This window comes from Actinomadura opuntiae, from assembly GCF_030283205.1.
GTDB lineage: Bacteria > Actinomycetota > Actinomycetes > Streptosporangiales > Streptosporangiaceae > Spirillospora.
The window spans coordinates 257,132-282,423 of the sequence record NZ_JASNWF010000015.1 but is presented as its reverse complement, the minus strand read 5'-3'; the positions used below and the strand labels follow the sequence as shown (position 1 = coordinate 282,423).

The 25,292-nt window shown below is 71.6% G+C and carries 18 protein-coding genes; 5 read left to right on the top strand and 13 right to left on the bottom strand.

The features are described from left to right. Positions 1-4,195, top strand: a 4,195-nt coding sequence (locus QP089_RS31010) for a non-ribosomal peptide synthetase (RefSeq protein WP_285916307.1), incomplete at its 5' end; no start/stop codon positions are given. 108 nt (positions 4,196-4,303) lie between these two features. On the opposite strand, the gene QP089_RS31005 is transcribed toward QP089_RS31010, so the two are convergent. The 9 genes from QP089_RS31005 to QP089_RS30965 all read right to left on the bottom strand — a co-directional run bounded on the left by QP089_RS31005 (position 4,304) and on the right by QP089_RS30965 (position 14,742). Then, complete coding sequence (locus QP089_RS31005; RefSeq protein WP_285916305.1) at positions 4,304-4,930, bottom strand: DUF1707 domain-containing protein; 627 nt, start codon at positions 4,928-4,930, stop codon at positions 4,304-4,306. Positions 4,931-4,973: 43 nt separating this feature from the next. Then, a complete protein-coding gene (locus QP089_RS31000) occupies positions 4,974-5,393 on the bottom strand; it encodes a cold shock domain-containing protein (RefSeq protein ID WP_285916303.1) in 420 nt (139 codons plus the stop codon). 173 nt (positions 5,394-5,566) lie between these two features. After that, a complete protein-coding gene (locus QP089_RS30995; protein ID WP_285916301.1) occupies positions 5,567-6,643 on the bottom strand; it encodes a branched-chain amino acid aminotransferase in 1,077 nt (358 codons plus the stop codon). Positions 6,644-6,678: 35 nt separating this feature from the next. Beyond that, complete coding sequence (locus tag QP089_RS30990; RefSeq protein WP_285916298.1) at positions 6,679-7,053, bottom strand: nuclear transport factor 2 family protein; 375 nt, start codon at positions 7,051-7,053, stop codon at positions 6,679-6,681. Between the two features lie 231 nt (positions 7,054-7,284). After that, positions 7,285-10,080 carry a helix-turn-helix transcriptional regulator gene (locus QP089_RS30985; protein WP_285916295.1) on the bottom strand — a complete coding sequence of 932 codons (2,796 nt, stop codon included), beginning with the start codon at positions 10,078-10,080 and terminating at the stop codon, positions 7,285-7,287. A 47-nt stretch (positions 10,081-10,127) separates the two neighbouring features. Then, positions 10,128-11,234 carry a hypothetical protein gene (locus tag QP089_RS30980; protein ID WP_285916293.1) on the bottom strand — a complete coding sequence of 369 codons (1,107 nt, stop codon included), beginning with the start codon at positions 11,232-11,234 and terminating at the stop codon, positions 10,128-10,130. Between the two features lie 3 nt (positions 11,235-11,237). Beyond that, positions 11,238-12,683, bottom strand: coding sequence for an AMP-binding protein (locus QP089_RS30975; protein WP_285916291.1), 1,446 nt, complete (start codon positions 12,681-12,683; stop codon positions 11,238-11,240). Between the two features lie 5 nt (positions 12,684-12,688). Beyond that, a complete protein-coding gene (locus QP089_RS30970; RefSeq protein WP_285916289.1) occupies positions 12,689-13,402 on the bottom strand; it encodes an FMN-binding negative transcriptional regulator in 714 nt (237 codons plus the stop codon). Beyond that, entirely contained in the window at positions 13,402-14,742 is a 1,341-nt protein-coding gene (locus QP089_RS30965) for a lysine N(6)-hydroxylase/L-ornithine N(5)-oxygenase family protein (protein WP_285916287.1), read from the bottom strand. The genes QP089_RS30970 and QP089_RS30965 overlap by 1 nt, the downstream gene beginning before the upstream one ends. A 677-nt stretch (positions 14,743-15,419) precedes the next feature. On the opposite strand from QP089_RS30965, the gene QP089_RS30960 reads away from it, so the two are divergent. Then, the gene (locus tag QP089_RS30960) at positions 15,420-16,433 is read left to right on the top strand and encodes an ATP-binding cassette domain-containing protein (protein ID WP_285916285.1); all 1,014 of its coding nucleotides are present in this window, start codon (positions 15,420-15,422) and stop codon (positions 16,431-16,433) included. Then, positions 16,433-17,203, top strand: coding sequence for an ABC transporter permease (locus QP089_RS30955; protein ID WP_285916283.1), 771 nt, complete (start codon positions 16,433-16,435; stop codon positions 17,201-17,203). Before QP089_RS30960 ends, QP089_RS30955 begins: the two co-directional genes overlap by 1 nt. Positions 17,204-17,289: 86 nt before the next feature. On the opposite strand, the gene QP089_RS30950 is transcribed toward QP089_RS30955, so the two are convergent. The 4 genes from QP089_RS30950 to htpG form a co-directional block, all read right to left on the bottom strand. Next, positions 17,290-17,523, bottom strand: a complete 234-nt coding sequence (locus QP089_RS30950; protein ID WP_285916281.1) for an MbtH family protein — start codon at positions 17,521-17,523, stop codon at positions 17,290-17,292. Between the two features lie 56 nt (positions 17,524-17,579). After that, positions 17,580-18,566, bottom strand: coding sequence for a ParB/RepB/Spo0J family partition protein (locus QP089_RS30945; RefSeq protein ID WP_285916279.1), 987 nt, complete (start codon positions 18,564-18,566; stop codon positions 17,580-17,582). Positions 18,567-18,965: 399 nt separating this feature from the next. Next, complete coding sequence (locus QP089_RS30940) at positions 18,966-19,637, bottom strand: response regulator (RefSeq protein WP_285916278.1); 672 nt, start codon at positions 19,635-19,637, stop codon at positions 18,966-18,968. 1,363 nt (positions 19,638-21,000) lie between these two features. Continuing rightward, on the bottom strand, positions 21,001-22,890 hold the full coding sequence (gene htpG / locus QP089_RS30935) for a molecular chaperone HtpG (RefSeq protein WP_285916276.1): 1,890 nt from the start codon (positions 22,888-22,890) through the stop codon (positions 21,001-21,003). Positions 22,891-23,287: 397 nt separating this feature from the next. On the opposite strand from htpG, the gene QP089_RS30930 reads away from it, so the two are divergent. Together QP089_RS30930 and QP089_RS30925 are read left to right on the top strand one after the other, a co-directional pair. After that, entirely contained in the window at positions 23,288-23,896 is a 609-nt protein-coding gene (locus QP089_RS30930; RefSeq protein ID WP_285916274.1) for a M15 family metallopeptidase, read from the top strand. Between the two features lie 215 nt (positions 23,897-24,111). Next, positions 24,112-25,212 (top strand): sensor histidine kinase, encoded by a 1,101-nt coding sequence (locus QP089_RS30925; protein ID WP_285916272.1) that lies wholly within the window; start codon positions 24,112-24,114, stop codon positions 25,210-25,212. Positions 25,213-25,292 lie beyond the last annotated feature (80 nt).

The window sequence follows — 25,292 nt, the reverse complement described above, 5'->3', positions numbered from 1 at the left end:
CTCCCTCGCCGACGTACTCACCGACCTGCAAGACCGCCAAGCAGCCCTGCTGGACCACCACCACTACAGCCTGGCCGACATCCAAAAGGACACCGGCCTACCCACCCTCTTCGACACCATCGTCGGCTTCGAGTCCTATCCGATCGACCGGGACGCGCTGGAACAGGCGATCACCGACGCGCCGTTCACCATCAGCCGCTCGACACCGGTGGACGGCACGCATTACCCGCTGACGCTGATGGCGGCGCCGGAGCCGCTGCGGATGTCGCTGCAGTACCAGCGGGCCGTCTTCGACCCTGCGGCGATCGAGGCGATCTCCGCGCGGTACGTGCGGGTGCTCGAACAGATCATCGCCGACCCGGACGCGGCGGTCGGCGCGGTCGACGTGATCACCGCCGGCGAGCGGGCGCTGGTGCTGCGGCAGTGGAACGACACGCGGGGCCCGCTCCCGGAAACGACCCTGCCGAACATGTTCGCGGACGTCGTCGCCGCCGCGCCGAACGCCGTCGCCGTCATCGACGGAACCTGCTCCCTCACCTACGCCGAACTCGACGCCCGCGCCAACGGCCTGGCGATCGAACTGATCGACCGTGGGGTCGGCCCGGACGGCGTCGTCGCCATCGCCACCGGCCGATCGGCGGACTACGTGGTGGCTCTGCTTGCGGTGGTGAAGGCGGGCGGCGCCTACCTGCCGATCGATCCGCAGTATCCGGGCCCGCGCGTAGCCTTCATCCTCGACGACGCGCGCCCGGTCGTGATCCTCACCGACCGGGCGACCGACGCGGTCCTGCCGCAGTCCGACATCCCGCGCCTGTACCTGGACGAGGAGCGTGCGCCCCGCCGGTCGCCGGTCACGGACACCGACCGGCTCCGCCCGCTGCGTCCCGAGCATCTCGCGTACGTCATCTACACCTCGGGCTCCACCGGCGTCCCGAAGGGCGTCGCCATCACGCAGTGCAACGTCGCGGACCTGGCGCTGCACGGCTGGCCGGAGCCGGGCGGCCGGACGATGCTGCTGTCCTCGATCTCCTTCGACGCCTCGGCGTTCGAGACGTGGCCGGCGCTGATGGCCGGCGGCACCCTGGTGATCGGGCCCGCCGACCCCGGCGACGTCGACGCGCTGGCGCGCGCTGTCGACGAGCACGGCGTGACCTCGCTGTTCGTGGTGCCCGCCCTGCTGGAGATGCTGGCGACGGACGACCACGGTCTGGCGTCGCTGGAGCGGGTCGTGACGGGCGGCGACGCGGTGACGGCCCGAGTGGTCGAGGAGTTCCAGCGGACCCATCCGAGCACCGACGTCGTCAACGCCTACGGCCCGACGGAGATCACCGTCGACGCGACCTACCACACCGTGTCGGCCGCGGACGCCGCCGACCGGACCGGCAACGGGACGGTGCCGATCGGCGGTCCGCTGCCCAACACCCGGGCGTACGTGCTCGGCCCGGGGCTCGTCCCGGTGCCGCCCGGCGTCGTCGGCGAGCTGTACGTCGCGGGCGCGGGCGTCGCCCGCGGCTACCGCGGCCGCCCCGCCCTGACGGCGTCGAGGTTCGTGGCCGACCCGTTCGACCCGGCGGGCGGACGGATGTACCGCACCGGCGACCTCGTCCAATGGACCCCGTCCGGCGAGCTGGTGTTCGCGGGCCGCAGCGACGACCAGGTCAAGGTGCGCGGGTTCCGGATCGAGCCCGGCGAGGTCGAGGCGGCGCTGGCCGCGCACCCGGCCGTCGCGCAGGCCGTGGTCGTGGCCCGCGACTCCGCCGGCGGCGGGTCCAAGGACCTGGTCGGCTACGTCGTGCTGGACCGGGAGGCGTCGCTCGTCCGGCAGGAGGCCGTCGAGGCGGAGTCGGTCGGCCAGTGGGAGCAGGTGTACGAGGACCTCTACTCCCACAAGGAGGCGTACGTCGCCGACGACGCGGCAGCCGCCGAGCAGGACGCGGTCGAGTTCGGCGAGAACTTCCAGGGCTGGCACAGCAGCTACTCGGGAGCGCCGATAGCGCTGGACGAGATGCGCGAATGGCGGGCCGCGGCCGTCGAGCGCGTCCGCGGGCTCGCCCCGTCCCGGGTGCTGGAGATCGGCGTCGGCTCCGGCCTGCTGCTGGCGCCGCTGGCGCCCGGCTGCGAGGAGTACTGGGCGCTGGACTTCTCGCGCGCGACCATCGAGTCGCTGCGGGAGCAGATCAGCCGGCTGGACGCCCCGTGGGCCGACCGGGTGCGGCTGCGGACGCGCCGCGCCGACGAGCTGGACGACCTGCCCCCGGGGCACTTCGACACGATCATCGTCAACTCGGTCGTGCAGTACTTCCCCAACGCCGGCTACCTCATCGACGTCATCGCCAAGGCGATGAGGCTGCTGGCCCCGGGCGGCGCGATGTACCTCGGCGACATCCGCAACAACGCGCTGCTGCGCGAGTTCGCGACCGAGGTGCAGCTGGCGCACTCCGACGCCGGCACCACCGTGGACGGCCTGCGCGAGCGGGTGCGGCTGGAGATGCTCGCCGAACGCGAACTGCTGCTCGCCCCCGAGTTCTTCACCGGTCTGCCCCGGCTGCTGCCGGAGATCGGCGCGGTGGACGTCCGGCTCAAGGACATGGACGCCGCCAACGAGCTGAGCCGCTACCGCTACGAGGTCGTCCTGCGGAAGTCGCCGGAGACGGTGCGGTCCCTCGCCGACGTCGCCACGGTCGCGTGGGACGCCCTCGGCTCGCCGGAGGTGCTGCGGCGGTTCCTCACCGAGCAGCGCCCCGAAAGCGTGCGGCTGCGGGGGATCCCGCACGCCGAGGTGCAACCGGTCGCCGACCTCGTGCGCGACCTGGACGCCGCGGCGGGGCACCTGCCCGCCGCCGAGATCCGGCGGACCGACGCCGGCAAGGCGATGCTCACGCCCGGCGACTGCCGCCGGATGGCCGCGGACCTCGGCTACCAGGCGGTGGTGACCTGGTCGTCCGTGCCGGGCCGGATGGACGCGGTCTTCCTGCGCTCCGGCGCGGACGCGCCGCTGACCGGCGTGTACGTCCCGGACGCCCCGGTGGACGCCCTGTCCGAGCACGTCAACGACCCCGACGCCGCCCGGCGGGTGGAGGACCTGCGCCGGTTCGCGGCGGCGCGGCTGCCCGACTACATGGTCCCGGCGGCGCTGGTCGTCCTGGACCGGCTGCCGCTGATGCCGAACGGAAAGCTGGACAAGGCCGCGCTGCCGTCCCCGACGATCACCGGCGCCGCCTACCGGGCGCCGCGCACGATGGAGGAGGAGGTGCTCGCCGGGCTGTTCGCCGAGGTGCTCGGCGTCGACCGGGTCGGCGTCGACGACGACTTCTTCGCGCTCGGCGGGCATTCGCTGCGCGCGACCCGGCTGATCGGCCGGATCAGGGCCGCGCTGGGCGTGGACGTCCCGCTGCGGGCGGTGTTCGAGGCGCCGACGGTGGCGGCGCTGACCCCGCGGCTGCGGCCCGAGGCGGGCACGCAGCCCGCCGACCCGTTCGCGACCGTCCTGCCCATCAAGGCCGAGGGCACCCGCAACCCGGTGTGGTGCCTGCACCCCGGCGGCGGGCTGAGCTGGATCTACCTGGGGCTGTCCGCGAGCTTCCCCGACCGCCCCGTCTACGGCATCCAGGCCCGCGGCTTCGACGGCGTGACGCCGCTGCCCGAGTCCATCGACGCGATGGCCGAGGACTACCTGCAGGAGATCCTGCGCACCCAGCCGGAGGGGCCGTTCCACCTGCTCGGGTACTCCTTCGGCGGGATCCTCGCGCACCTGATCGCGGTGAAGCTGCAGACCCGCGGCCGGCAGGTCGGGATGCTGGCGCTGATGGACGCCGCGCCGCGGCACGGCGCCGACGCCTACGACCGCGCCGACTTCGAACGGATCATGCGGGTCGAGTACGAGAAGTACTTCGCGCGGATGCACGGCGGCGAGGACTACCTCCCGATGGTCGACCTCGCCACGAGGATCATCACCGACCACCACGAGAAGCTGCAGTCGTTCGTCTCCCCGGTCTACGACGGCGACGCGCTGCTGTTCACGGCGATGCTCGGCCGGCAGCCGGGCGGATCGTCCGGCACGCGGAAATGGCGGTCGAACATCACCGGCGCCATCGACGAGCGCGAGGTGTCCTGCACCCACCACGACATGCACCTGCCGGAGAACGCCCGGTACATGGGCGCCATCATGAACGACGCGCTGGCGGACTGGGACTGAGGACGCGGCCGCGCGAGGCCGCGGCATGCGATGAGGCGGGCCGGTCGCCGGCCCGCCTCATCGTCGCGTTCGCCGGGCACGCGGAACGGGTCCGGTGCCCCTTCCCGGTCATTTCGAAAGGCGGCGCTCCTGGTTTGCGGGGAGGCGGTGGACGACGCGGACGGTGGAGCACACGGCGACACCGGTGACGGTGACCCGGTGCGTCGCACCGTGGCCGGTGCTCTCGCGGTCCTGCTCGAACCCGCCGATGACGCCGGAGCCCGACACGCGCACCTCGACGTTCTCCGGGACGACGACGTAGATCGTGCTGAGCCAGGCGCTGATGCGGATGGTCGTCTCGGGGCCGGTGAACTGCGCCTCGCGCAGGTCGACCACCCCGGAGCCGATGACCGCGGTCGCGCGGTACTCGGACCCCACGACCCAGCGGCCCTTGCGGACGAGCGAGCTGATGATGCCCGAATCCTTGGTCGCCGTGGGGCTGCCGTCCGCCCATTGAATGGGCTGGAGGTCTTTCACCAGGGATTCGAGTTCCGCCCTTGACTTGGCCCGGTAAACCAGGTCGAGGCGTTTCTCGAGTTCGGCGTGCGAGACCCGGCCGTCGGCCGTCGCCTCCTGGAGCACGGCCGCGGCCCGTTCGCGGTCGGAATCGGAGGCGCGAAGTGCCTGTTCCGCGGGAACGACGGTGTTTTCGGGGGACTGGCCGGAGTTGGCGTCAGCCGGCTGGGAGGAGTCCATGGCGTGAGCATACGCTTCCGCGCGGTGATCCGTCCCGAATCGATCAGCCGTCCACCCAGCCGTGGGAACGGGCGAACGCGGCCACGCGTTCGCGGATGTCGAGGATCTGCGAGCCCGAAAGGGCCGGAGCGGCGTGCAGCAGCACTTCAGTGAGCTCGTGCCCGAATTCGGCAGCGGACAGCACGTCGCACATGTCGTCGCCGTCCTGCGGCTCCGGCCGGGCCTGCCCCGCCTCCGCGCGCGGGGCCGCCGCGGCGGTCGGGACCACCGTGACCCGCGACGCCTTCGGCCCCCGGTCGCCCTGGTCCAGGACGAACTCCACCGTCCGTCCCGGGACCATCTGGCTCTTGTCGTCCAGAAGATCGTTGACGTGGACGAACACGTCCTCGCCCCCGGACTCGGGGGCCACGAACCCGTAGCCCTTGATCCGGTCGAACGAGACGATCGATCCCCTTGCCACCACGGATTCACCTCACAACATCAATGAAATGGCGTTCGATCGTCCTGTGGAAAGATCTCCATCACGCCTGATGGCTGACGGATCGAGTTCCAGGTAATTAGCAATCGAACATGCGTTTATCAAGGGCGTAGAAACATCGGCGGTCAAGGTGATTCAGGTCCAACGGGCTTCGGTTCCTACTGGTCCGCTGCGGTGACCCGGCGCAGCCAACTGTGCCGGTCAGGAAGCTGCCCGCCCTGGATGCCGGACAAGGTGGCGAGAATCCGGTTCGTCACTTCTCCGCCGGAGCCGTCGCCGACCGTCCAGCCGCCCTCCTCGGACTTCACCTGGCCGACCGCGGTGACGCGGGCCGCGGTGCCGCAGGCGAACACCTCGGTGATCTCGCCGGACGCGCAGCCAGCCCGCCAGCCGTCCACGCTCACCGGCTCCTCGGACGCCGCGATGCCGAGATCGGGCGCGAGGCGCAGGATCGAGTCGCGCGTCACGCCGGGCAGCAGGTTGCCGTTCAGCGGCGGGGTCACCAGCCGCGCGCCGGAGCCCGCGCCGTGGACGAAGAACAGGTTCATCCCGCCCATCTCCTCGACCCAGCGGCGCTCCACCGGGTCGAGCCAGACGACCTGGTCGCAGCCCTGCTCCTTGGCCAGCTCCTGCGCCATGAGAGAGCCGGCGTAGTTGCCTGCGCACTTGGCGAAGCCGGTCCCGCCGGGGGCGGCGCGCGAGAACTCGGTGGTCACCCACACGCTCACCGCCCGCTGCTCCGAGCCGAAGTAGCCCTCGGTCAGGAAGGCCATGAGCAGGAAGCGGTACTCCTGCGCGGGCCGCAGTGCCAGCGTGCGTTCGGTGGCGAAGACGATCGGGCGCAGGTACAGGCTGACACCCGGGTCGTCGGGCAGCTCGCCCTGGTCGACGCCGACGAGCGCGTCCACCGCCGCCAGGAAGGCGGACTCCGGCAGCTCCGGCATCATGAGCCTGCGGGCGGAGGCCCGCAGCCTGGCCGCGTGCGCCTCGGGACGGAACACCGCGACGCCGCCGGGCACGCGGTGCGCCTTGAGCCCCTCGAAGACGCTCTGCCCGTAGTGGATGCCGACCATGGCCGGGTCCATCACCAGCGGCTCGTGGGGCATGACCTCCATCTCGTGCCAGCCCCGTTCGGTGGTCCACCGCATCGAGACCATGTGCGCGGTGAAGGCGGTGCCGAACGCCAGGGACCTGGCGCCGGCCCGCGCGGGCGGCGATTCGGGACTGGGCGGCATGGCTCGGCGTCCTCTCGGGCTCGGGGCCGCGTCCGTCACACCAGCGGCGCGAAGAAGTAGGTGTCCCGCTGGACGATCCGCGGGCCGTCCAGGACGAAGAAGTCGGCGAAGCGCACCCGGGTCTCGCTGCCGTCCTTCAGCACGCCCTCGAACGAACCGGTCACCGCGATCTGCGGGGTGCTCGCCACGACCCGGTCGAGCGTGTGGCGGCCGCCGGCGATGACGCGCTCGCCCCCGTAGAACCTGGCCAGGTCGCTCCGCCCGCGCATGGTCGGGTAGCCGGGCCGGTCGTAGACGGCGTCGTCGGCGAACAGGTCGAGCAGCCCGTCGACGTCCTCGGCGTCCACCAGCCGGTAGTACTCGCGGACGGTCTTCTCCTCGACGCCGGTGTCCTGATGCTGGTTCTGCATGGCGCGGGTCTCCCTCTCGGCGATCGGCAGGCCATCCGTGCCGCCCACTTCCGGGCAATGGAGGGAACCGGCCGCGGCGAAATGGGCCCGGCATTGTTGTGGCCGCGCGACGGGCGGCCTCCTCACCTGCCGGTGCGGACCGTGTTTCCTCGTACCCGTTTTGAAAATAGCGTTTTGAGAATGTCACTCAAGCAGAGCCGGACCGCTTTCGTCAATCGCCGCGGCCAGGTTCTACTCGGCGCCGAGTTTCGCGGCCAGCAGCGTCCGGTTCCTTATTCCGAGCTTCCGGTAGACGCGGGTGAGGTGCTGCTCGACGGTGCTGACCGTGATGAACAGGCTGCTGCTGATCTGCTGGTTCGTCAGGCCGCGGGCGGCGAGCCTGGCGACCCGCGCCTCCGCCGCGCTCATCTTTTCCAAGGCGCCGCGGCCCCGGTCGATCTGCGCAGTCGCCGACACGCCCACCGGAGCGGCCGCGGCGGGAACGGCATTACGGGTGAGCACCATCCGCTCGACCGGCGCGGCTTGCCGGGAAGCGGCGGATTCCGCGCTGCGGAATGGTGCGACGCGGTCACCGAGTGTGGCCGCGGTGCGCCGTTGCGGCAGCTTTTCCAGAATCCGCGACGTCCTGCGGGCCTCCCACTGGTCGCCGCTTGCGGCGAACATCTCGGCGCACTGCGCGAGGGCACCGGGCAATTGCGCCGGTTCCGTGGTGAGCGCGAGCGTCCGCAGGGAGAGGGCACGGGTGTAGGCGTCGGTTCCGGCGGCGAGGTCGAGTTGCCGGGCGGCGAGGTCGCGGGCGGCGTCGATGTTGCCGAGCCTGAGGTTCGCGGCCGCCAGGTCGGCGCGCCAGGGGGCGATGACCGGCAGGTCGCCGCCTCGTGCGGCGAGCAGCCGGCGGCATTCCTCGAAGTCGTCGACCGCCGCGAGCAGCCGGCCGGTGGCGAGGTGGTAGTGGCCGCGCGCCCTGACGTAGCGGATCCCCCCGACCGTCCGGAACACGGCGGCGGGGACGCGGCGGGCCAGGACCTCGGCGGCGCGGTCGTACTCCTCCGCCGCGGTGTACGCCAGGACCAGGGTGGCGAGCGGGTCGCCGATCGCCGCACCCCAGTCCGGGCCGGGCAGCAGGCTCAGCGTGTGGCGGGCCAGCTCGGCCGCGTACGCGACGTCGCCCGCGCGCAGCGCCGCTCCCGCCCACAGGCCGCCGAGCACCGCTTGCCAGGTCACCGCGCCGCGCCGGTCCGCCTCGGCCTTCAGCGAGCGCCAATGCGAACGGGCCTCTTCCGGCCGTCCCGCATACACCAGGGCGAGCAGCGCGGTCGTCAGCGCTTCGAGGCTTGCGTCGGAGAGGGTGCAGCTGCGCAGGATCCGTTCGGCCGCGGTCGTGGAGGCGTCGTTGCCGGACTCCCGCCAGATCCGGGACAGCGCCGTCGCCGTGACCTGCCAGGGATCGTCGTCAGGGTGCGGAGCCGGCGAGCCGTCGTCGGACGGACCGAACCACCACTCGCGAGCCAGCCGGAGTTCGGCGGCCGTCCGGGTATCGAGCCGCCCGGCGGACGCGTCCCAGCTCCGGCGGAATCCCGCCTCGTCGCCCTGCCAGAGAGCGGTGCGGGCGACGGCAGCCGTCTCGGTGCCCTCCGAGGGTGCGGGGGAGTCAGGGGCGAGATCCAGCAGCGCGTCGATATGGGTTCTGCTCGTTGCGGGGCTGGTCCGCCAGGTGCAGCGGGCAAGGGCGCCGAGAATCGGCCTTCTGTCGGCGTCGGTCGTCGTGGAGGCGAGCGCCAGTTCCAGGCACCGCTGGGCGAAGTCCATCCGGTCGTCGTCGACGGCTTGGGTGGCGGCGTCCTGTAGCACCGCGATCGCCCAAGGCGGCTCCGCGGAACCGGCGGCGATCAAGTGTTCGGCCACATGCGCCGGTGGCTCCGCCCGCCGCAGCTTCAGTTCGGCTGCCCGCAGGTGCATCGAGGCCCGAGCGGCAGGGGAGAGGCCAGTGAGGACCGCCGATGCCGTAATGGCGTGCCGGAACCGGTCGTCGACCAGCAGACCGCAGGCGGTCAGCGCCCCGATGGCGTCCCCGGCGGCGTCGGTCGCGGTCCCAGCCAGTCCGGCCACGACCTCGGTGGACGGCGCCGCTCCGAACACCGCTATCGCCCCGGCCGTCTCGCGCAAGGGGAGGTCCCAGCGGTCCAGGTAGGCGGCGAGGGCCGCGGAGTACGCCTTGCCGGCCGCTGCCTCCTCACCCAGCGAGCCGGTGACGATGTAGTCGTCGACCAGGGCGTCCACCAGCATGGGGATGCCGGCGCCGAGCCTGCGGACCAGCGCGGGGAGAGTCCCGTTGACGAGGTCGTCGCCGAGCCGGGCGGCCATCAGGTCGCGGACGGCGCGCTCGGACATCGGAGTGAGTTGGAAGCGCTCATCCCGCTGGAGCGCGAAGTCCGTAGGCCGGTCGGCGATTCCGGGGCAGTCCCGGAAGGTGACCACGAGCGTCAGCTCGGTCGAACGGAGCCTGCGCTGCAGGCACCGGAGCAGCAGCACCGAGGCGTCGTCCGCCAGGTGGACGTCGTCGATGGCGACGAGCAGCGGTTCGTCGCGCGCCGGCTCCAGGAACGCCCGGGCGAGGCGGCGGACCAGGTGGGCGGTGGCGCCGGTCGGCGCACCCTCCACGGCATCACCGGACGCGGCGTCCTGAAGGGCCTCGACGGCGCGCCGCGCCTGCTCGGCCGCAGCCCGCGGCATGCCCGGGTCGGAGACCAGTTGATCGGCGATCCCGTAGGGGAGAAGCCGCTCGTCCGCCGTGCCGGTCGCGCTCAGCGCGCGGACGCCCGCCCGTGCGGCGGCGTCCAGAAGGCCATCGAGAAGGCGGGTCTTCCCGCTCGCGACACTCCCGCCGACGAGTATCAGCCGGCCCTGCCGGGCGCCGTCCCCGGCGAGCCGTTCGCGCAGGAACGCGAGTGCCTCGTCCGGCTCCAGGTCGCCGACCGGCGTGCCGACGATGCGTTCGCGCGGCTCGCTGTTCTCGATCCTTTCCATGACCCCTCACATGGTGTGCCCGAAGGACGCGGTGGCGGGACGGCCCGTCAACCGGGCGCCGCGTCGCAGCCGCACGTCCGCGCGGTCCCGGAGCGCTGGTCGGCGATGGCGCGGGCGATCGATTCGGCGAGCGGGCCGGGAGCGACGCGCGGAAAGGGCGCGGCGCCCGCCCGCGGCCCCGGCAGGGACGTCAGGCAGTCCACCGCCGCGTGCAGGTCGCGCATCGACAGCCGCCGCAGGCCGAGCCGGCACGCCGCCAGCAGCAGGCCCGGCGTGGCCAGGTTGTTGCTCAGGTCGTTCTCCAGCGCCGGCAGGTAGGTGGCGCCGAGCGCGGCCGCGTCCTCGGCCCCCACCTCGATGTCCGGATACGACAGCGGGATGATGATCGGCTTGGCGTTCATCCCGGCGAGGTCGTCCGCGGCGATCGGGCTGCCCGACAGCGCGACGCACAGGTCGGCGCCGCGCAGCGCCGCCGCGAGCGGGCCGGAGAGGCCGCGCCGGTTCGTCAGGGCCGCGAGCTCCGCCTTGTCCGCGGTCAGCCCGGACCGGCCCGGACGCAGGATGCCCGCCGAGTCGACCACGCGCAGCTCGCCGAGGCCGAGGTGGTGCAGCAGCCGGGCCGTGGCGGACCCGGCGGCGCCCGCTCCGACGACGACCGCGCAGGTCTCCTCGGGCTCGCGGCCCGTCCCGGCCAGCGACACCAGCACCGCCGCGGCGGCCATGACGGCCGTGCCCTGCTGGTCGTCGTGCAGCACCGGGCAGGCGACCGGACCGTGCGCCAGCAGCCGTTGCAGCTCGAAGCAGCGGGGCGCGGCGACGTCGGCGATCAGGATCGCGTCGTAGTTCGGCCGCAGCAGCTCCAGTGTCCGGACGAGCTCGCCCGGCTCGGCTCGCGCGAACGCCAGAGGGAAGGCGTCCATCCCCGTGGCGCGTTCGACGACGCGGCACTTGCGCTCCAGCACCGGGCGCACCGCCTCGGCGCCGAGGTCGCCGCGGCTCAGCACCGACGAGCCGTCGCTCAACACCAGCACGGTCGGGCGGCGGCCGCGCACGCTGGACGAGCCGCTCGCCACGCGCAGCACGTCGCGGGCGACCTCGGCGAGCGATCCCGCGTCCGGCCGCCCCGCGGCGACCCGCGCCTCCCGTCCGGTCATCGGCTACTCCGCGAACAGCGGGCGCAGGTCGCTTCGCCTGACCTTCCCGCCGTTGTCCGGGAACGCCTCGACGACCCGCAGCTTCGACGGCGCCATGCTCGTCGGCAGCAGCGCGCGCAGCTCGCGCAGCAGGTCGCCGGCGTCCGGCTCGCCGCGGTGGCTGATCACCGCCACGCAGATCTGCTCGCCGAGGCTCTCGTGCGGCATCCCGCACACCCTCGCCCGCTCGACGTCGGGATGCTTCTCCACCAGCGACTCCACCACCGCCGGGGCGATGGTCTCGCCGCCGCGCTTGATCGCCTCGGAGTCGCGGCCCAGCACCGACAGCGCCCCGTCCGGCCGGAACGCCCCGATGTCGCTGGTCAGGTACCAGCCGTCCGGGCCGATCGGGTCGTGGCCGAGGTAGCCGAGCATCACGTTCGGGCCGCGCACCCGGACCCGTCCCGGGACGCCGGGTGCGGTGGGACGGCCGTCCGCGCCGACCGTCTCGACCTGAAGGCCGTCCTGCGGCGGCATCCAGCCGGGATCGGTGGCGGTGCCGAGCACCTGCGTGCAGGCGTGCCCGGGGACCTCGGTGAGCGCGTACGCCTCGATGACCGGCGCGCCGAACTCCGCCTCCAGCCGGGCGCGGTCGCGGGCCGGCAGCGCCTCGGACGTCGAGCGGATCACGCGGGGCCGGAACGCGGCGAACCATGACGGCCACGAACGCTTGGCGACCAGCAGCGACGCGTGCACGGTCGGTGCCGCGGAGTACCAGGTGATCCCGCAGCGCAGGCCCTCCTGAAGGAAGTCCAGGTCCGAGGAGTCGATGATGACCAGCTCGCCGCCGCTGAGCAGCGGCGCGAGCACGCCCGCGGTGATCCCGTGCCCGTGGTGCAGCGGCATTGTCGACAGGCCGCGGTCACCGGGGGAGAGCTTCAGCGATTCGCTGATGAACGTCCCCGCCGCGATGAGGTTGCGCTGGGAGAGCCGCACCCATTTCGGCTCGCCGGTGGTGCCGGACGTGCACAGCAGCAGCGCCGGATCCTCCGGCGCCCGAACCGGCACCTCCCCGGCGTCACCGGGCGGGAGCGCCGACGGGTCGGACGCGTCGACCGTCACCGGCGCCTCATCCCCGACAGGCGGGACGGTCGTGACCACGGCGCGGATGCCGAACGGGCCGCTCGGCAGGTCCGGCGCGTCCGCCGCGACCGGGGCCGCGACGCCGTAGGAGGCCGCGGCGAGCAGCGCCGCCACGGAGGGCGCGTCGTGACCGACGCGGACCGCGATCGGCTCCCCGCCGTCCACGCCGGCGGCGCGCAGTGCGGCGCAGATCGCCGCGACGTGCGCGACCAGGCCCCCGGCCTCGACGGGATCATGGGACAGGTCGTCGACCACCACCGCCGCATCACGGTCGCGGAGCGAGCGGACGAGGGCGCCGAGCGTGTCCGGCCAGGCCCGCGGGTCCATGGCCATCACCCTTTCCCCGGCTCGCCGGCGCGGTCGGCGGTGGCGGGCGCCGGCACGGACTCCCGGACGCCCGCGGCCGTTTCCTCCGACCACATGGCCTCCGCCAGCTCACGGCTCGACCCGGCGCCGCGCGCAGCGAGGTGATCGCGGATGGAACTGCGGACCTCCTCCGGATGCTCCTGGCTGAGCTTGAACATGGCCTCCGCCGACTCGACGTGCACCCGGAACGCGCCGACCCCGGGCTGGATGTCGCGGAAGTAGCCGCAGGAGCCCGTCATGTCCCACCCGGTGCCCGCGACGCCCTCCAGCGCCCGGACCGTCGCGGTGACGACGTCGAACGTCGGCTCGCCGGCGTCGATCGGCTCCACCCGTCCGCGCAGATGCACCGTGATGAAGTTCCACGTCGGCGCCGCGGGCCGCTTCTCGTAGGCGACGGGGGAGATGTAGAAGTGCGGCCCCTGGAAGATCACCAGGACGTTCCCGCCCTCCCGCAGCGCCCGCCAATGCTCGTTCTGGCGGTTCATGTGCCCGAGCAGGGTCGCGCCGACCAGCGTCTGCTCGCCGTCGGGCGCCGCCGCGACCCGGTCGACGATGACCGGGACGTGCGTCGCGAACGGCGTGCGCGCACCGTTGCTGGCCAGCAGCGCCAGCGGGTTGCGCCGGACGACCTCGATGACGTCGGCGGCGCGGCGCGGCCGGTACATCTTCGGGACCAGCATCAGACCGCCTTCACGCCGGACAGGCCGTTCGGGCCCGGCATCGCGCCGCCGCCGAGCCCGGCCGGGGGACGGGCGCAGGATTGCGCGATCGAGTTCGCGATCTCGCCGCTGCGCACCGCGATGTTCGACAGCAGCGACGACGACAGCCCGTGCGTGTGCTCCGTGCCGCCCTGCAGGTAGATCCCGCAGCGGATCTCCGGACTCGTCACCACGCGGTAGTCACGGTCGACGCGCAGCCGGCCCTCCCCGTCGCGGCGGCAGAGGCCGGCGAGGTCGCCGAGCATGCGCGTGGGGTCCATCGGCTCGTAGCCCGTCGCGCACACGAGCAGGTCGACGTCCAGGTGGTCCACCGCGCCCGAACGCAGCGACTCCACGGCCACGCGCGTGCGGCCGCCTGCGGCCTCGGCCGACCGCGCACGGCTCAGGTTCAGGAACGTCAGCCGCGTGCGGCGGTTCAGCTCGTCCTGGTACATGCGCTCGTGGAGGTCGTGGATGAGTTCGTCGTCCACGACGGAGTAGTTGGTGTTGCGGTGGTAGCGCCAGACCGCCTCTTTCGACCTCTCGGACGAGTAGAAGAAGTCGTCCACCGCGCTGGGATCGAAGACCTGGTTGGCCAGCGGGGTGTTGTCGGCGACGGAGAACCCCAGCGGCGAGAGGATCGCGTACACCTCGGCGTCGGGAAGGTTGTCGTAGACGAAGCGGAGTATCTCCGCCGCGCTCTGCCCCGCCCCCACGACCGCCACGCTCCGCACGCCGGTGGTGTCGAACTCCCGGAACCGGGTGATGAACTCGGAGCTGTGCCAGACGGTGTCGCCGCGCTCGATGCCGTCCGGCATCCACGCCGCCAGCCCGGTCGAGACCACGATGTTGCGCGCGTGCACGGTCCGGGTGCCGTCCGAGGCGTCCGTGCCGTCCTGCCGCACCTCGAGCCGCAGGCGGTCGACCTCGCCGTCCTCCCCGTGCTCGGGGCTCACCGAGACCACCTCGGCGTTGTAGGTCACGTACTTGGTGAACCTGGCCTCGACCCACTCGAGGTAATCGTGGAACTCCTGGCGGCTGGGAAAGAAGTCCTTGCGGTTCACGAACGCCGCCAGCCGTCCCTCCGAATGGAGGTAGGCGACGAAACTGTAAGGCGACGCCGGATTGCGGAAGGTCGCCAGGTCCTTGAGGAACGAGACCTGCATCTTCGACCCGGGAAGGAGCATCCCGCGGTGCCAGCCCAGTGCCGGCTGCTTCTCGAAGAACGCCGCGTCGATCGCGCGGCCGCCCGGTTCGGAGCCGAGTTCGTCGAGAGCCGTCGCGAGTGCGAGATTGGACGGACCGAAACCTATTCCGATCACATCGTGAATCCTGGATCCGTCATCTCGCATGGACAAAACTCCCGTCTTTTTCGATCACGCTATGGCCGGCGCGGACCCTGGTCAAGAATGCGGCCGCCGGGGAGGACGGGCCGCGGAAACGGGCGCGCGGCCGTCCGCGGCGGGCAGTCGGGCGGCGTGGTGCGGCGCGTACCATCGAGTACTCGCAGAGCGCGGCCCCCGCGCCAGAATGGGGATATGCGGCCGCTCTGGCAAGAGCGCGGCGGTGGGGGAGCGGTCGGCGCGCCGCAGGTGCGGTGGTCAGCTGCGGAATATCCGCATGCGACCACCCGGCGGGCCGTGCCGGGCACAAGGCGACGCACCGCATCATAACCGGGCCGCATACCCGCGGCAGTCGTCAACGCGACCGATCCGCCCGGCCCTTGCGATGGGCATTGCGCCCTTCCGAAGCCGCCCACATGTTCAGTAAGGACGACGTGAGCGGAGCGGCTATAGTGGCGCGCCGATCAGCTGAGTAGGCTCATCCCGGTGCGACAACCGCGGTACGTCGACTCGCTACCGCCGCTTGCGTATCGCCAGCACTCCCTCTGAAATGTGGAAGACCGTGGATCGGTGAGGTCCGCCGGAGTCGGGAACCGCGGGTTCCGGCTCGCCGCGGCGGTTTCTCCGCCATCTCCCCAGCAGAAGACGAGGACCATATGACCAGCGCGCCGTCGAAGGCGATCGAGGTGGTCGGGCTCAGGAAATCGTTCGGCAAGCAAACGGTGCTCGACGGAATCGACTTCGAGGTCCCCGCCGGCACCGTCTTCTCGCTGCTCGGGCCCAACGGAGCCGGCAAGACCACGACCGTGCAGATCCTCACCACGCTCATCGGCCCCGACGCGGGCCGGGCCGTGATCGCGGGCCACGACCTGGCCAAGCAGCCGCGCGCCGTGCGCGCGGCCATCGGCGTCACCGGCCAGTTCTCCGCGGTCGACAAGCTCCTCACCGGCGAGGAGAACCTGCTGCTCATGGCGCGGCTCGCGCACCTGGGCAAGCAGGAGGGGCGCGCGCGGACGGCCGAGCTGCTCGAGCGGTTCGACCTGGCCGACGCCGCCGGCAAGATCGCCTCCGCCTACTCCGGCGGCATGCGGCGCCGGCTCGACCTGGCGATGAGCCTGATGGGGCGGCCGCAGATCATCTTCCTGGACGAGCCGACGACCGGGCTCGACCCGCGCAGCCGCCGCACGATGTGGCAGATCGTCCAGGAGCTGGTCGGCGAGGGCACCACCGTCTTCCTGACCACCCAGGTGCTGGAGGAGGCGGACCGGCTGGCGGACCGGATCGCGATGCTGGACGGCGGGAAGCTGGTCGCGCAGGGCACGCCGCAGGAGCTGAAGAAGCAGGTGCCGGGCGGGCACGTGACGCTGACCTTCGCCGACGCCGAGAGCCTGGAGGCGGCGCTGCGCATCCTCGGCGGCCCCCCGTGCGACCGCGAGATGCTCTCCGTCGACGTGCCCAGCGACGGCAGCGTGGCCTCCCTCAAGAGCCTGCTGGCGAAGTTCGACGACGACTCCGTCGAGGTCGCGAACCTGTCCATTCACTCGCCCGACCTCGACGACGTCTTCTTCGCCCTCACCGACCACGGCGCCGCCGAACCGGCCGACGAGGCCGGGGACGGAGCACCCGACGAGCCCGCCGACGAGACCGACGCGCAGAAAGCGACCAAGTGATGAGCGCCATCGTCCTCGCGCTGTCCGACTCCCGGACGATGATCGGCCGGGTGCTGCGGCACACGGCGCGCAACCCCTCGACCCTGCTGATGTCGATCATGCTGCCGATCATCCTGCTGCTCCTGCTGAACTACGGGATCGGCGGGGCGCTCGACACCGGCGGGATCAAGTACATCGACTACCTGATCCCCGGCATCATCATGATGGGCGCCGGGTACTCGGCCAGCGCCACCGCGGTCGCCGTGAGCACCGACATGGGCGAGGGCGTCATCGACCGGTTCCGCACCCTGGCGATCTCCCGCGGCTCCGTGCTCGTCGGACACGTCATCGGCAACACCATCCGCACCGGTGTCGGCATCGTGGTCGTCGTCCTGATGGGGCTCGCCCTTGGCTTCCGCCCCACCACCGATCCGATGAACTGGCTCGCCGCGGCCGGGCTGATCCTGCTGCTGCTGTTCACGGTGTCGTGGGTGGCGACCGGGATCGGGCTCGCCTCGCGCAACACCTCGGGCGCCGCGAGCTCGGCCTCGCTCATCTCGATGCTGCCGTTCCTCAGCGGCGCGTTCGCCCCGATGTCCGGCATGCCGGGCTGGCTGCGGTCGTTCACCGACAACCAGCCGATGACTCAGGTGATCGAGGCGCTGCGTGCGCTGATGATGGACGGCAGGGTCGGCGACCACGGCTGGATCTCCGTCGCCTGGTGCGCGGGAATCACCGTGGTCGGCTACGTCTGGTCGAGGTCGGTCTTCAGCAAGAAGACGGCCCGGTAGCGCGCGGCTCTCGCAACGAAACGGCGATGCGGCGACCTGGAAAAGGTCGCCGCATCGCCGTTCGTGCGTTCTTCTGACGCGCCTTATCAGGAGGCCGAGTCGTCGCCGTCCGCCGCCATGGCCAGGCGCAGGCTCTTGGGCCGCATGTCGGTCCACGTCCGCTCGACGTAGTCGAGGCATTCCGCGCGGCCGTCCTCGCCGAACACCACTCGCCATCCGCTCGGGACCTCGGCGAAGGACGGCCAGAGGGAGTACTGCTCTTCGTCGTTGACGAGTACGAAGAAGCGGCCGTCCTCATCGTCGAATGGGTTTGTGCTCATGTCGTCCCTCGGTTTCGTCGTGGGGGAATCGGTGGATGGGAAACACCGGCCCGCCCTTACGAGATGGCCCGGATGCGCTGGTCGAGTGCGCTGGCGAAGTTGTGCCAGTCCTCGGCGCGCTGGCGGGCCATCTCGACGATGGCGGGAGCGCAGTGGGCGGGAACGCTCTGGGCGACGGCGAGCCATTCGTCGGGCTGGTTGCCGAGGGCCTCCAGCCACCGAAGGAGCGTGCGCCCGGTCTCGGAGAAGCGCAGGGACGGGTCGGTGCGCAGACGGCTGAGCGCGACGGCCGGCGGCCGCCGGGTGGGCGGGGTGGCGCCGGCGGGAGTGCGGGGAGCCGCGGGAGCCGACGGCGCGGCGGCGCCGCGCTGCTTGGGCGGGACGGGGTCCTCGCCGCGCAGGAGCCGGTTGCGGACGTCCTTGGCGGTGGTGGCGGAGATCTGCGCGAGCTTGGCGACCTCGCGGGTGGTGGCGTGGGGGTTCTGCTGGAAGATCTCGCTGGCGCGCAGCCGCCCCTGCCGGGAGTTGAGCGGGTGGCTCTCGTTGTCGCGGCCGATGCGGGCGGTGGGCCGGGGGAGGTTGTCGCCCTCGCGGCGGCGGATCGCGCCGACGGTCTTGTCGGAGATGCCGACGAGCGCGGCGATGGCGCGGTCGGACCATTCCGGGTGGTAGTTCATGATCCGCAGGGCGGCGTTCTTGCGGTCGGCCAGCGTGAGGGGAAGGCCGTGCTCGCTGTTGAGCCGGACGGCCTGGACGAAGGCCTCGCGCTCGTCGCCGTCGAAGTAGCGGACCGCGATGGCGGTGTCGCCGCGGCGCTGCGCTGCGCGCAGCCGGTGCATTCCGTCGATCACCTGCAGGGTGTTACGATGCACCAGAATTGGCGGCAGTTCGGTATCGGTTTCCGACAGGACCTGGATATGGTCGTCGTCCTCGGTCAGCCGGGGTGAATTCGCCGGCAGCAGATCGACGATCGGCATCTCGACGGTGCCGGTGTCGCGGACCTCGCGCAGTACGGGCTTCCCTCCGGCTCCGTCCGCGGGCAACGAACTGACGGATATGACGCTCACTGACAGCCCCCTGTTCTTGTGGAACCTTCCGGAGCCCTCCGACCGGGGCAGGCCGTTGGTGCATGCTCGCCTTGGCAGGGACGAGTAAAACAGGGGACCACGACTTTCGCGACAACACGGGCGTCTCATGGCGCGATTGAGCGCCGAGTCGCACGCCCGGCTACGACTTTCGTTGTATGACCGGGTGGTCGAAGGGCGCCGGGGGTGCGGTCGCGGGACGGGCGGAGAGGGCGGCGGGAATGGCGCGCCGCGCGCGGTCGCCGCGATGCCGGTTTAAATTTCAAATGATCTTACAGTGCCGCGGCCGCGGGCGCGATGGGGACCCGCGTGCCGCACCGTCCGGTGGGGCGCGCGGGTCCGCGGAAGGACGCCCGGTCAGCCGACGGTGTGCCGGTTCTCCGGTCCCGCGAGCATGCCGAGCGCGATGGCCCGGTTCACCGCGTCCAGCCGCGAGCGCGCCTTCAGCTTGGTGAAGGCGTTGGTCAGGTGCCGCTTGACGGTGGCCTCGCTCACGCACAGCTTCATGGCGATCTGCGAGTTGCTCAGCGCCATGCTCACCAGCCGCAGCACCTCGATCTCGCGGTCGGTCAGCGCCACGGACGGCCGCAGGGCCTCGGCGGTGTGCCCGCCGGTCCGCTGCAGGCGCGCGGTGAAGACCTGGCCGTCGGCGACGACCGAGCGCAGGTCGTCGCACAGCTCGCCGCCGCCGATGTCCTTGGACAGGTAGGCCGCCGCTCCGGCCGCGACCAGGCTGAGGACGAGGTCGTTGTCGGAGTGCATCGACAGCACGACGGTCCGGGTCGCCGGCGACACCCGGGCCACCTGCCGGATCGTCAGGACCGGGCTCATGCCCGGCATCCGCACGTCCAGCAGCAGGATGTCGGGCCGGTACCGGGCCGCCAGGTGCACCGCGTCCGCGCCGGAGCGCCCCTCGGCCACCACCTCCAGGTCGGCCGTGGCCGACAGGATCTCGCGCACGCCCTCCCGGAACAGCCGATGATCATCGACGAGCACGATGGTGATCTTCCTGATCAGGTCCCGGGTCATACTGTCCCCTCGGGGAGCTCGAAGGAGGTGCCGGCCGGCGTCGGCGGCCGGGGAGTGGTGCGGACGGGGAGTGCCGGCATGCGCGCGCCGACCCGGAACGAGGCCGGGTCGGCCGGCGGGCGGGAACGCCGGCGGGGCGGGGGCGGGTGCGGTCCGCGTACCGGCCGCCCCCGCCGACCGCGGAACCGCGTGCCGCCCATCGCGGCGCGGCGGGCGGACCCGCGGATAGGGCCGGTACCTCTTCAAGGGGCCCGGGCACCGGCCAGCGCGTGCTTGCCGCCGCTGCGGTGCGCGCCCGTCCTCCATCGCGCCGGAACCTCGCAGGCGCCTTCCGGCCGGGAACCAGGAATTGCGCGGCTTTCGGGGGAAAGCCTCAACCGATTTCGCCCGGCGAGGGCATGCCGTCCGCATATCGCCGAGGGCGCATTGAGATGCCCGCGCCCCGCGCCCCGTCCACGGGACGCGGCATTTCCGGGGGAAATGCGATCGCGGCGCCGGGGCGGCTTACCGGTGGACCGTTCCGCGCATTTCCGAGGCGCGCGCGGCGGCGCCCCGTCGCCGACCGTCCCGCCGCCGATCGCGGCGCCGTTCAGAACGCCCCGTCCCAGATCGCGTTGGCACCCCACGAACGCACCCTCTCACGGCGCCCGCCCGCCGCGAGGCTCGACCAAGATCACGACGGGCATCCCCAGTTTCCTGCCGTCGCCGCTTCCCAGAGTCCCCGAGTATCAGGCCGAAATAGCTCTCTCTGGGGCCGTCGACGGTGAAGAGGATTACACCGCCCGGAAGCACCCGTCAACGAGCGGTTCGTCACTCTCCGACTGCGGTCGGTGAGGGTCTCGCCACTGACCTGGAATGGGTATTACGGACATGCCTCCTCATCTGGCCTCTATGTCCGAAAATAAGGCTGTGCAGGGTGAAAAATTAGTGACACGAATGAGGCGCCGTGCCCAACGTCCGGCTTACGGACGGCCGTAACTCGGGAATGGTGCGTCCGCCGTTGGTCTGCTCGCCGGAGCGCCGCGAGGCGGGTTTCGCGCCGGGCGGACCGCGCCGCGGGGGAGCGGCGCGCCTGCTCGCGAGCTCCGGCCCGGCACGCCGATGTTGTGAAACACGCTCGCGTTTTCGATCTTTCGCGCGCGGTCGCGGCGCGGCCGGGCGACCCTCGACGCCCTGGATCGCGGCTCGATATTCGTCCCCGCCGGTGGGGGAAACTCGCCGAGGCTCAATCGATCGGCGGAGAGAAGGCGTCTCCGTCACTCGACTCTTTGCTTTATCGGGACCTCCGCACCGAATGGCCGCCGATAATGACGAAGGCGGCCGGGACAAGCGTCCAGGCCGCCTTCATCGCCGCGGGTGCGTGTCATTCCTCGATGGTCAATGCCACCAGCAGCTCGTTCAGGCTCCCGACGAACGCGGCGGGGTCGTCGAGCCGGGCGCCGAGCGTCAGGACGGACTGGTGGAAGAGCACCCCGGCCCAGTCGCCCAGGCGCGGGTCGTCCTGCCGGCGGTTCAGCCGCTCGATCAGGGGATGGCCGGGGTTGAGCTCCAGCACCGGCTGGTGGGGCAGGCCGTTGCCGCGCAGCCGCCGCGCCAGGTTGAGGTCGGTGTCGGGCTCGCCCGCCACGATGCACGCCGGCGAGGTGGTGAGCCGGTTGGAGACGCGGACGTCCCAGGCCTTCCCGTCGAGGTGCTCCTTCAGCTTCGCGACCAGGTCCGCGTAGTCGTCCTCCGCCTTGCGCGCGGTCTCCTTCTCCTGCTCGTCCTGCAGCTCCCCGAAGTCGGGGTCGCCCTGGGCGACCGACTGCAGCCGCTTCCCGCCGAACTCCTGCAGGCTGCTGACCAGCCAGTTGTCCACGGCCTCGCCCAGCAGGAGCACCTCGACGCCCTTGGCGCGGAACGCCTCGAGGTGGGGGCTCGCGGCGGCCGCCTCCGGGCTCGGGGCGAGCAGGTAGTAGATCTTCTCCTGCCCGTCCTTCATCCGGCCGACGTACTCCTCCAGCGAGACGCCGGTGCCCTGGGTGGTGGTGAAGCGCAGCAGCGCGGCGATGTCCTCGCGGTTGCTGTAGTCGTCGCCGACGCCCTCCTTCAGGACGGCGCCGAACTCGTCCCAGAACTTCGCGTACTTGTCGGGCTCCTTGGAGGCCAGGTCCTTGAGGAGCTTCAGCACCTTCTTCGTCGCGCTCGACCGGATGTGCTCCAGGGCCAGGCTGCCCTGCAGCATCTCCCGCGAGACGTTGAGCGGCAGGTCGGCCGAGTCGACGATGCCTCGCACGAACCGCAGGTACTGGGGGAGCAGGCGTCCGTCGTCGTCCTCCAGGATGAACACCCGCTGCACGTGGAGCTTGACGCCCTGGCGCGCCTGCGGGAGCCACAGGTCGTGCGGCGCGCGCGACGGGACGTACAGCAGCAGCGTGTAGTCGTACCGCCCCTCGACCTTTGCGTGCAGGTAGGTCAGCGGGTCGTCGAGGTCGTTGGTGAGGTGGCGGTAGTAGCCGTTGTAGTCCTCGTCGGTCAGCTCGCTCTTCGGCCGGGCCCACAGCGCGGACGCCTGGTTGACCACGGTCTCCCCGCCGGAGCCCTCCGCGTCCGCCGCCTGGTCCGGCATGACGATCGGCACGGTGATGTGGTCGGAGTACTGCTTGATGATCGACCGCAGCCGATAGCCGCTGAGGAACTCGTCCTCGCCCTCGCGCAGGTGCAGTTCGATGCTCGTGCCGTGCTCGGGGCGCTCCACGCTCTCGACGGTGAACTCACCCTTGCCCTCGGAGACCCACCGGACGCCCTCCGACGCCGGCCGCCCCGCCCGCCGCGTGGTGAGCACGACCCGGTCGGCGACCACGAACGCCGAGTAGAACCCCACGCCGAACTGGCCGATCAGCGCGGCGTCGGCACGCTGGTCGCCGCTGAGCGATCTGAGGAACTCCGCGGTGCCCGACTTGGCGATGGTGCCGATGTTGCGGACGACCTCGTCGCGGGTCATGCCGATGCCGTTGTCGGTGATCGTGACGGTGCGGGCGTCCCGGTCGTGCTCGACGCGGATCCGCGGCGGCGCGTCGTCCTCGCCGGACCCGGCGGACTCGGCCCGGGTCATCCGCTCGAAGCGCAGCCGGTCGATCGCGTCCGCCGCGTTCGAGACCAGCTCGCGCAGGAAAATCTCCTTGTTGCTGTAGAGGGAGTGGGCCATCAGGTCCAGCAGCTGCGCCACTTCGGCCTGGAAGCTGAGGGTCTCCTCCTCCGCCGGCAGGGTCACCGGTTCTCCTCCCCGTTCTAACCGCGGTTGTAGGCGTGTGCGAGGCCAGAGTAAGGACCCCGAAAACCGCGGACAACCCACGCCGCCGAACGGCCCGCACTCACCGAGCGGGCGGTGCCGGGGATCGCGTGTATCGCGGGCGTATCGAAAACCGCATACGGCGCCGCAACAGCCTTCCGCTTTCAGTGGAGACATGAACCACAGTGCAGCACTGTCAGCGGCGGCCCATCGTATGGCCGGGGTCGTGCTCGTCGGTCCAGGGATCGACGGGCTGATGCTCTGCCCGGCGCTCGCCGACCGAGGCCCTGCGTACGGCCTGACCCTTCGGCGGTGAGTCGTGGCGAACTCATCGGCGATCAGAGTGCGTGTCCTCGCGGCCCTCACTCGGCTCGTCGCAGTGCTGCTGGTGCCGATCGCCTTCTGCCGGGCACCGGGCCATGGCCGCTTCCTGGCCTGCCAGTGGGCGTTGAGCCTGCGCTTCCCCGCCGAGGATCTCCGCGGGCTGGCACCGGAAACGCTGATGGCGTTCACGCACGCGCGGGCGGAAGCGTTCTGGCGCGACGGTCAGTTGATCGGTCTCACCTCGGGATATCGCGACGCGGCACAACAGCACCGGATCTTCGCCGAGGAGGTGCGGCGCACCGGCTCGGTGCTCGCGGCGCGGAGCCGGGTGCTGCCACCGCCAGAATCCAGCCACGTGCGGGGACTCGCGCTCGACGTCCGGCCGACCGAGGGCGCGCGGTGGCTCGAACGGCACGGCGGACGCTACGGGCTCTACCGCGTCTACGACAACGAGTGGTGGCACTTCGAGTACCGAACGGTCGAGCCGGTCCGGTTGCCGCACCCGGGCGCCGCAGCCTGGCCGCCGCAACATCGCGCCGCGTATGGGCCGGGCCAGATCTACGGCAATGAGCCTTGGCGACACGAACCGCGTCCCGACGCTGCCGACGGCCGTTACCCGCCGATGTACGCCGACCCCGCTGAGGACCCGAGGATGCGGCCGTGAACCGGACCCCGGTCGCCCCCCGGCGGCACCGAGGCTGATGCCGCGGTCGGGTCGGTGGACGAACCCGGCGCGCACGTTACGCGGGCCGCGCCGACGGCGCGGGCTTGGTCGGCAGGGTCCGCGTCGCATACGTCGGCGATATGCCGTGCTGCTTAGGCTTCAGGTATGCGTTTGCCGATCGTGGAGGACGAGGCCCGCCCACTCTGGCGGCACTCATGACTAGGCGCCCGGGGCTCAGCGCCCGACTGAAACTCACCCTCAGCTACGCCGGATTCCTCCTGGTCGCCGGCGCTGTCCTGCTGGCCGTGGTGTGGATGTACCTGCTGCGCTACGCACCCGGGGTGATCACCACCCCGGAGGGGACGCTGGCGCGCTCCGTCCGCCTGCGCTTCGCCCCCGCCGTGGCCCTGGCGCTGGCTTTCCTGCTGCTGTTCGGCCTGTTCGGAGGATGGATCCTCGCCGGGCGGATGCTCGCCCCGCTCACCCGGATCGCGGACGCGGCACGGATGACGGCGAACGGATCACTGTCCCATCGAATCCGGCTGCAGGGCCGCAGAGACGAGTTCCGCGAACTCGCCGACGTGTTCGACACCATGCTCGACCAGCTCGAATCCCACGTCAGCGAACAGCAGAGGTTCGCCGCGAACGCCTCCCATGAACTGCGCACTCCGCTGGCGATCTCGCAGACGCTCCTGGACGTCGCCCGCAGCGACCCCGCGCGGGACCAGGGCGAGCTCATCGAGCGCCTCCACACCGTCAACACGAGGGCGATCGATCTCACCGAGGCCCTCCTGCTGCTCAGCCGCAGCAACCGCAGGACCTTCACCCGCGAACCCGTCGACCTGTCCCTCATCGCCGAAGAAGCCACCGAAACGCTGCTTCCTCTCGCCGAAAAGCGTCAGATCACGCTCTCCGTCACCGGCGAGAAGGCACAGACCGTCGGCTCCGCGGCGCTCCTCCTGCGGATGGTGACCAACCTCGTCCAGAACGCCATCGTCCACAACCTCCCCACCGGCGGCACCGTGACGGTCCACACCCAAACGCACCACGACGCGAGCGTGTTGCAGGTCGAGAACACCGGCCAGCCCATCCCAACCGCACTCCTACCGACCCTCACCGAACCCTTCCAACGCGGAACACAACGCACACGAACCGACGAGCACGCCGGCGTCGGCCTCGGGCTGGCCATCGTGAACACCATCGTCCAAGTACACGACGGGACCCTCGACCTCAGCCCCCGCCCCGCCGGCGGCCTCCTCGTCACGATCCGACTCCCCGTCGCGCCGCACGGACCGTCCCCGAACGGAATCGGCTAGACCGTCGAGCAGTCGACCTCGGGCAGTAGGCCATCGCAGGCCAGGCGTCTTCGGGGCAGAACACGGCCTCCCGCCCAGGG

Bases quoted from the DNA above. Each gene is read 5' to 3' on its own strand.
- QP089_RS31005 (WP_285916305.1), bottom strand. From the start codon at position 4,930: ATGGACTCCTCCCAGCCGGCTGACGCCAACTCCGGCCAGTCCCCCGAA.
- QP089_RS30995 (WP_285916301.1), bottom strand. From the start codon at position 6,643: ATGCCGCCCAGTCCCGAATCGCCGCCCGCGCGGGCCGGCGCCAGGTCC.
- QP089_RS30990 (WP_285916298.1), bottom strand. From the start codon at position 7,053: ATGCAGAACCAGCATCAGGACACCGGCGTCGAGGAGAAGACCGTCCGC.
- QP089_RS30985 (WP_285916295.1), bottom strand. From the start codon at position 10,080: ATGGAAAGGATCGAGAACAGCGAGCCGCGCGAACGCATCGTCGGCACG.
- QP089_RS30980 (WP_285916293.1), bottom strand. From the start codon at position 11,234: ATGACCGGACGGGAGGCGCGGGTCGCCGCGGGGCGGCCGGACGCGGGA.
- QP089_RS30975 (WP_285916291.1), bottom strand. From the start codon at position 12,683: ATGGACCCGCGGGCCTGGCCGGACACGCTCGGCGCCCTCGTCCGCTCG.
- QP089_RS30970 (WP_285916289.1), bottom strand. From the start codon at position 13,402: ATGCTGGTCCCGAAGATGTACCGGCCGCGCCGCGCCGCCGACGTCATC.
- QP089_RS30960 (WP_285916285.1), top strand. From the start codon at position 15,420: ATGACCAGCGCGCCGTCGAAGGCGATCGAGGTGGTCGGGCTCAGGAAA.
- QP089_RS30955 (WP_285916283.1), top strand. From the start codon at position 16,433: ATGAGCGCCATCGTCCTCGCGCTGTCCGACTCCCGGACGATGATCGGC.
- QP089_RS30950 (WP_285916281.1), bottom strand. From the start codon at position 17,523: ATGAGCACAAACCCATTCGACGATGAGGACGGCCGCTTCTTCGTACTC.
- QP089_RS30940 (WP_285916278.1), bottom strand. From the start codon at position 19,637: ATGACCCGGGACCTGATCAGGAAGATCACCATCGTGCTCGTCGATGAT.
- QP089_RS30925 (WP_285916272.1), top strand. From the start codon at position 24,112: ATGACTAGGCGCCCGGGGCTCAGCGCCCGACTGAAACTCACCCTCAGC.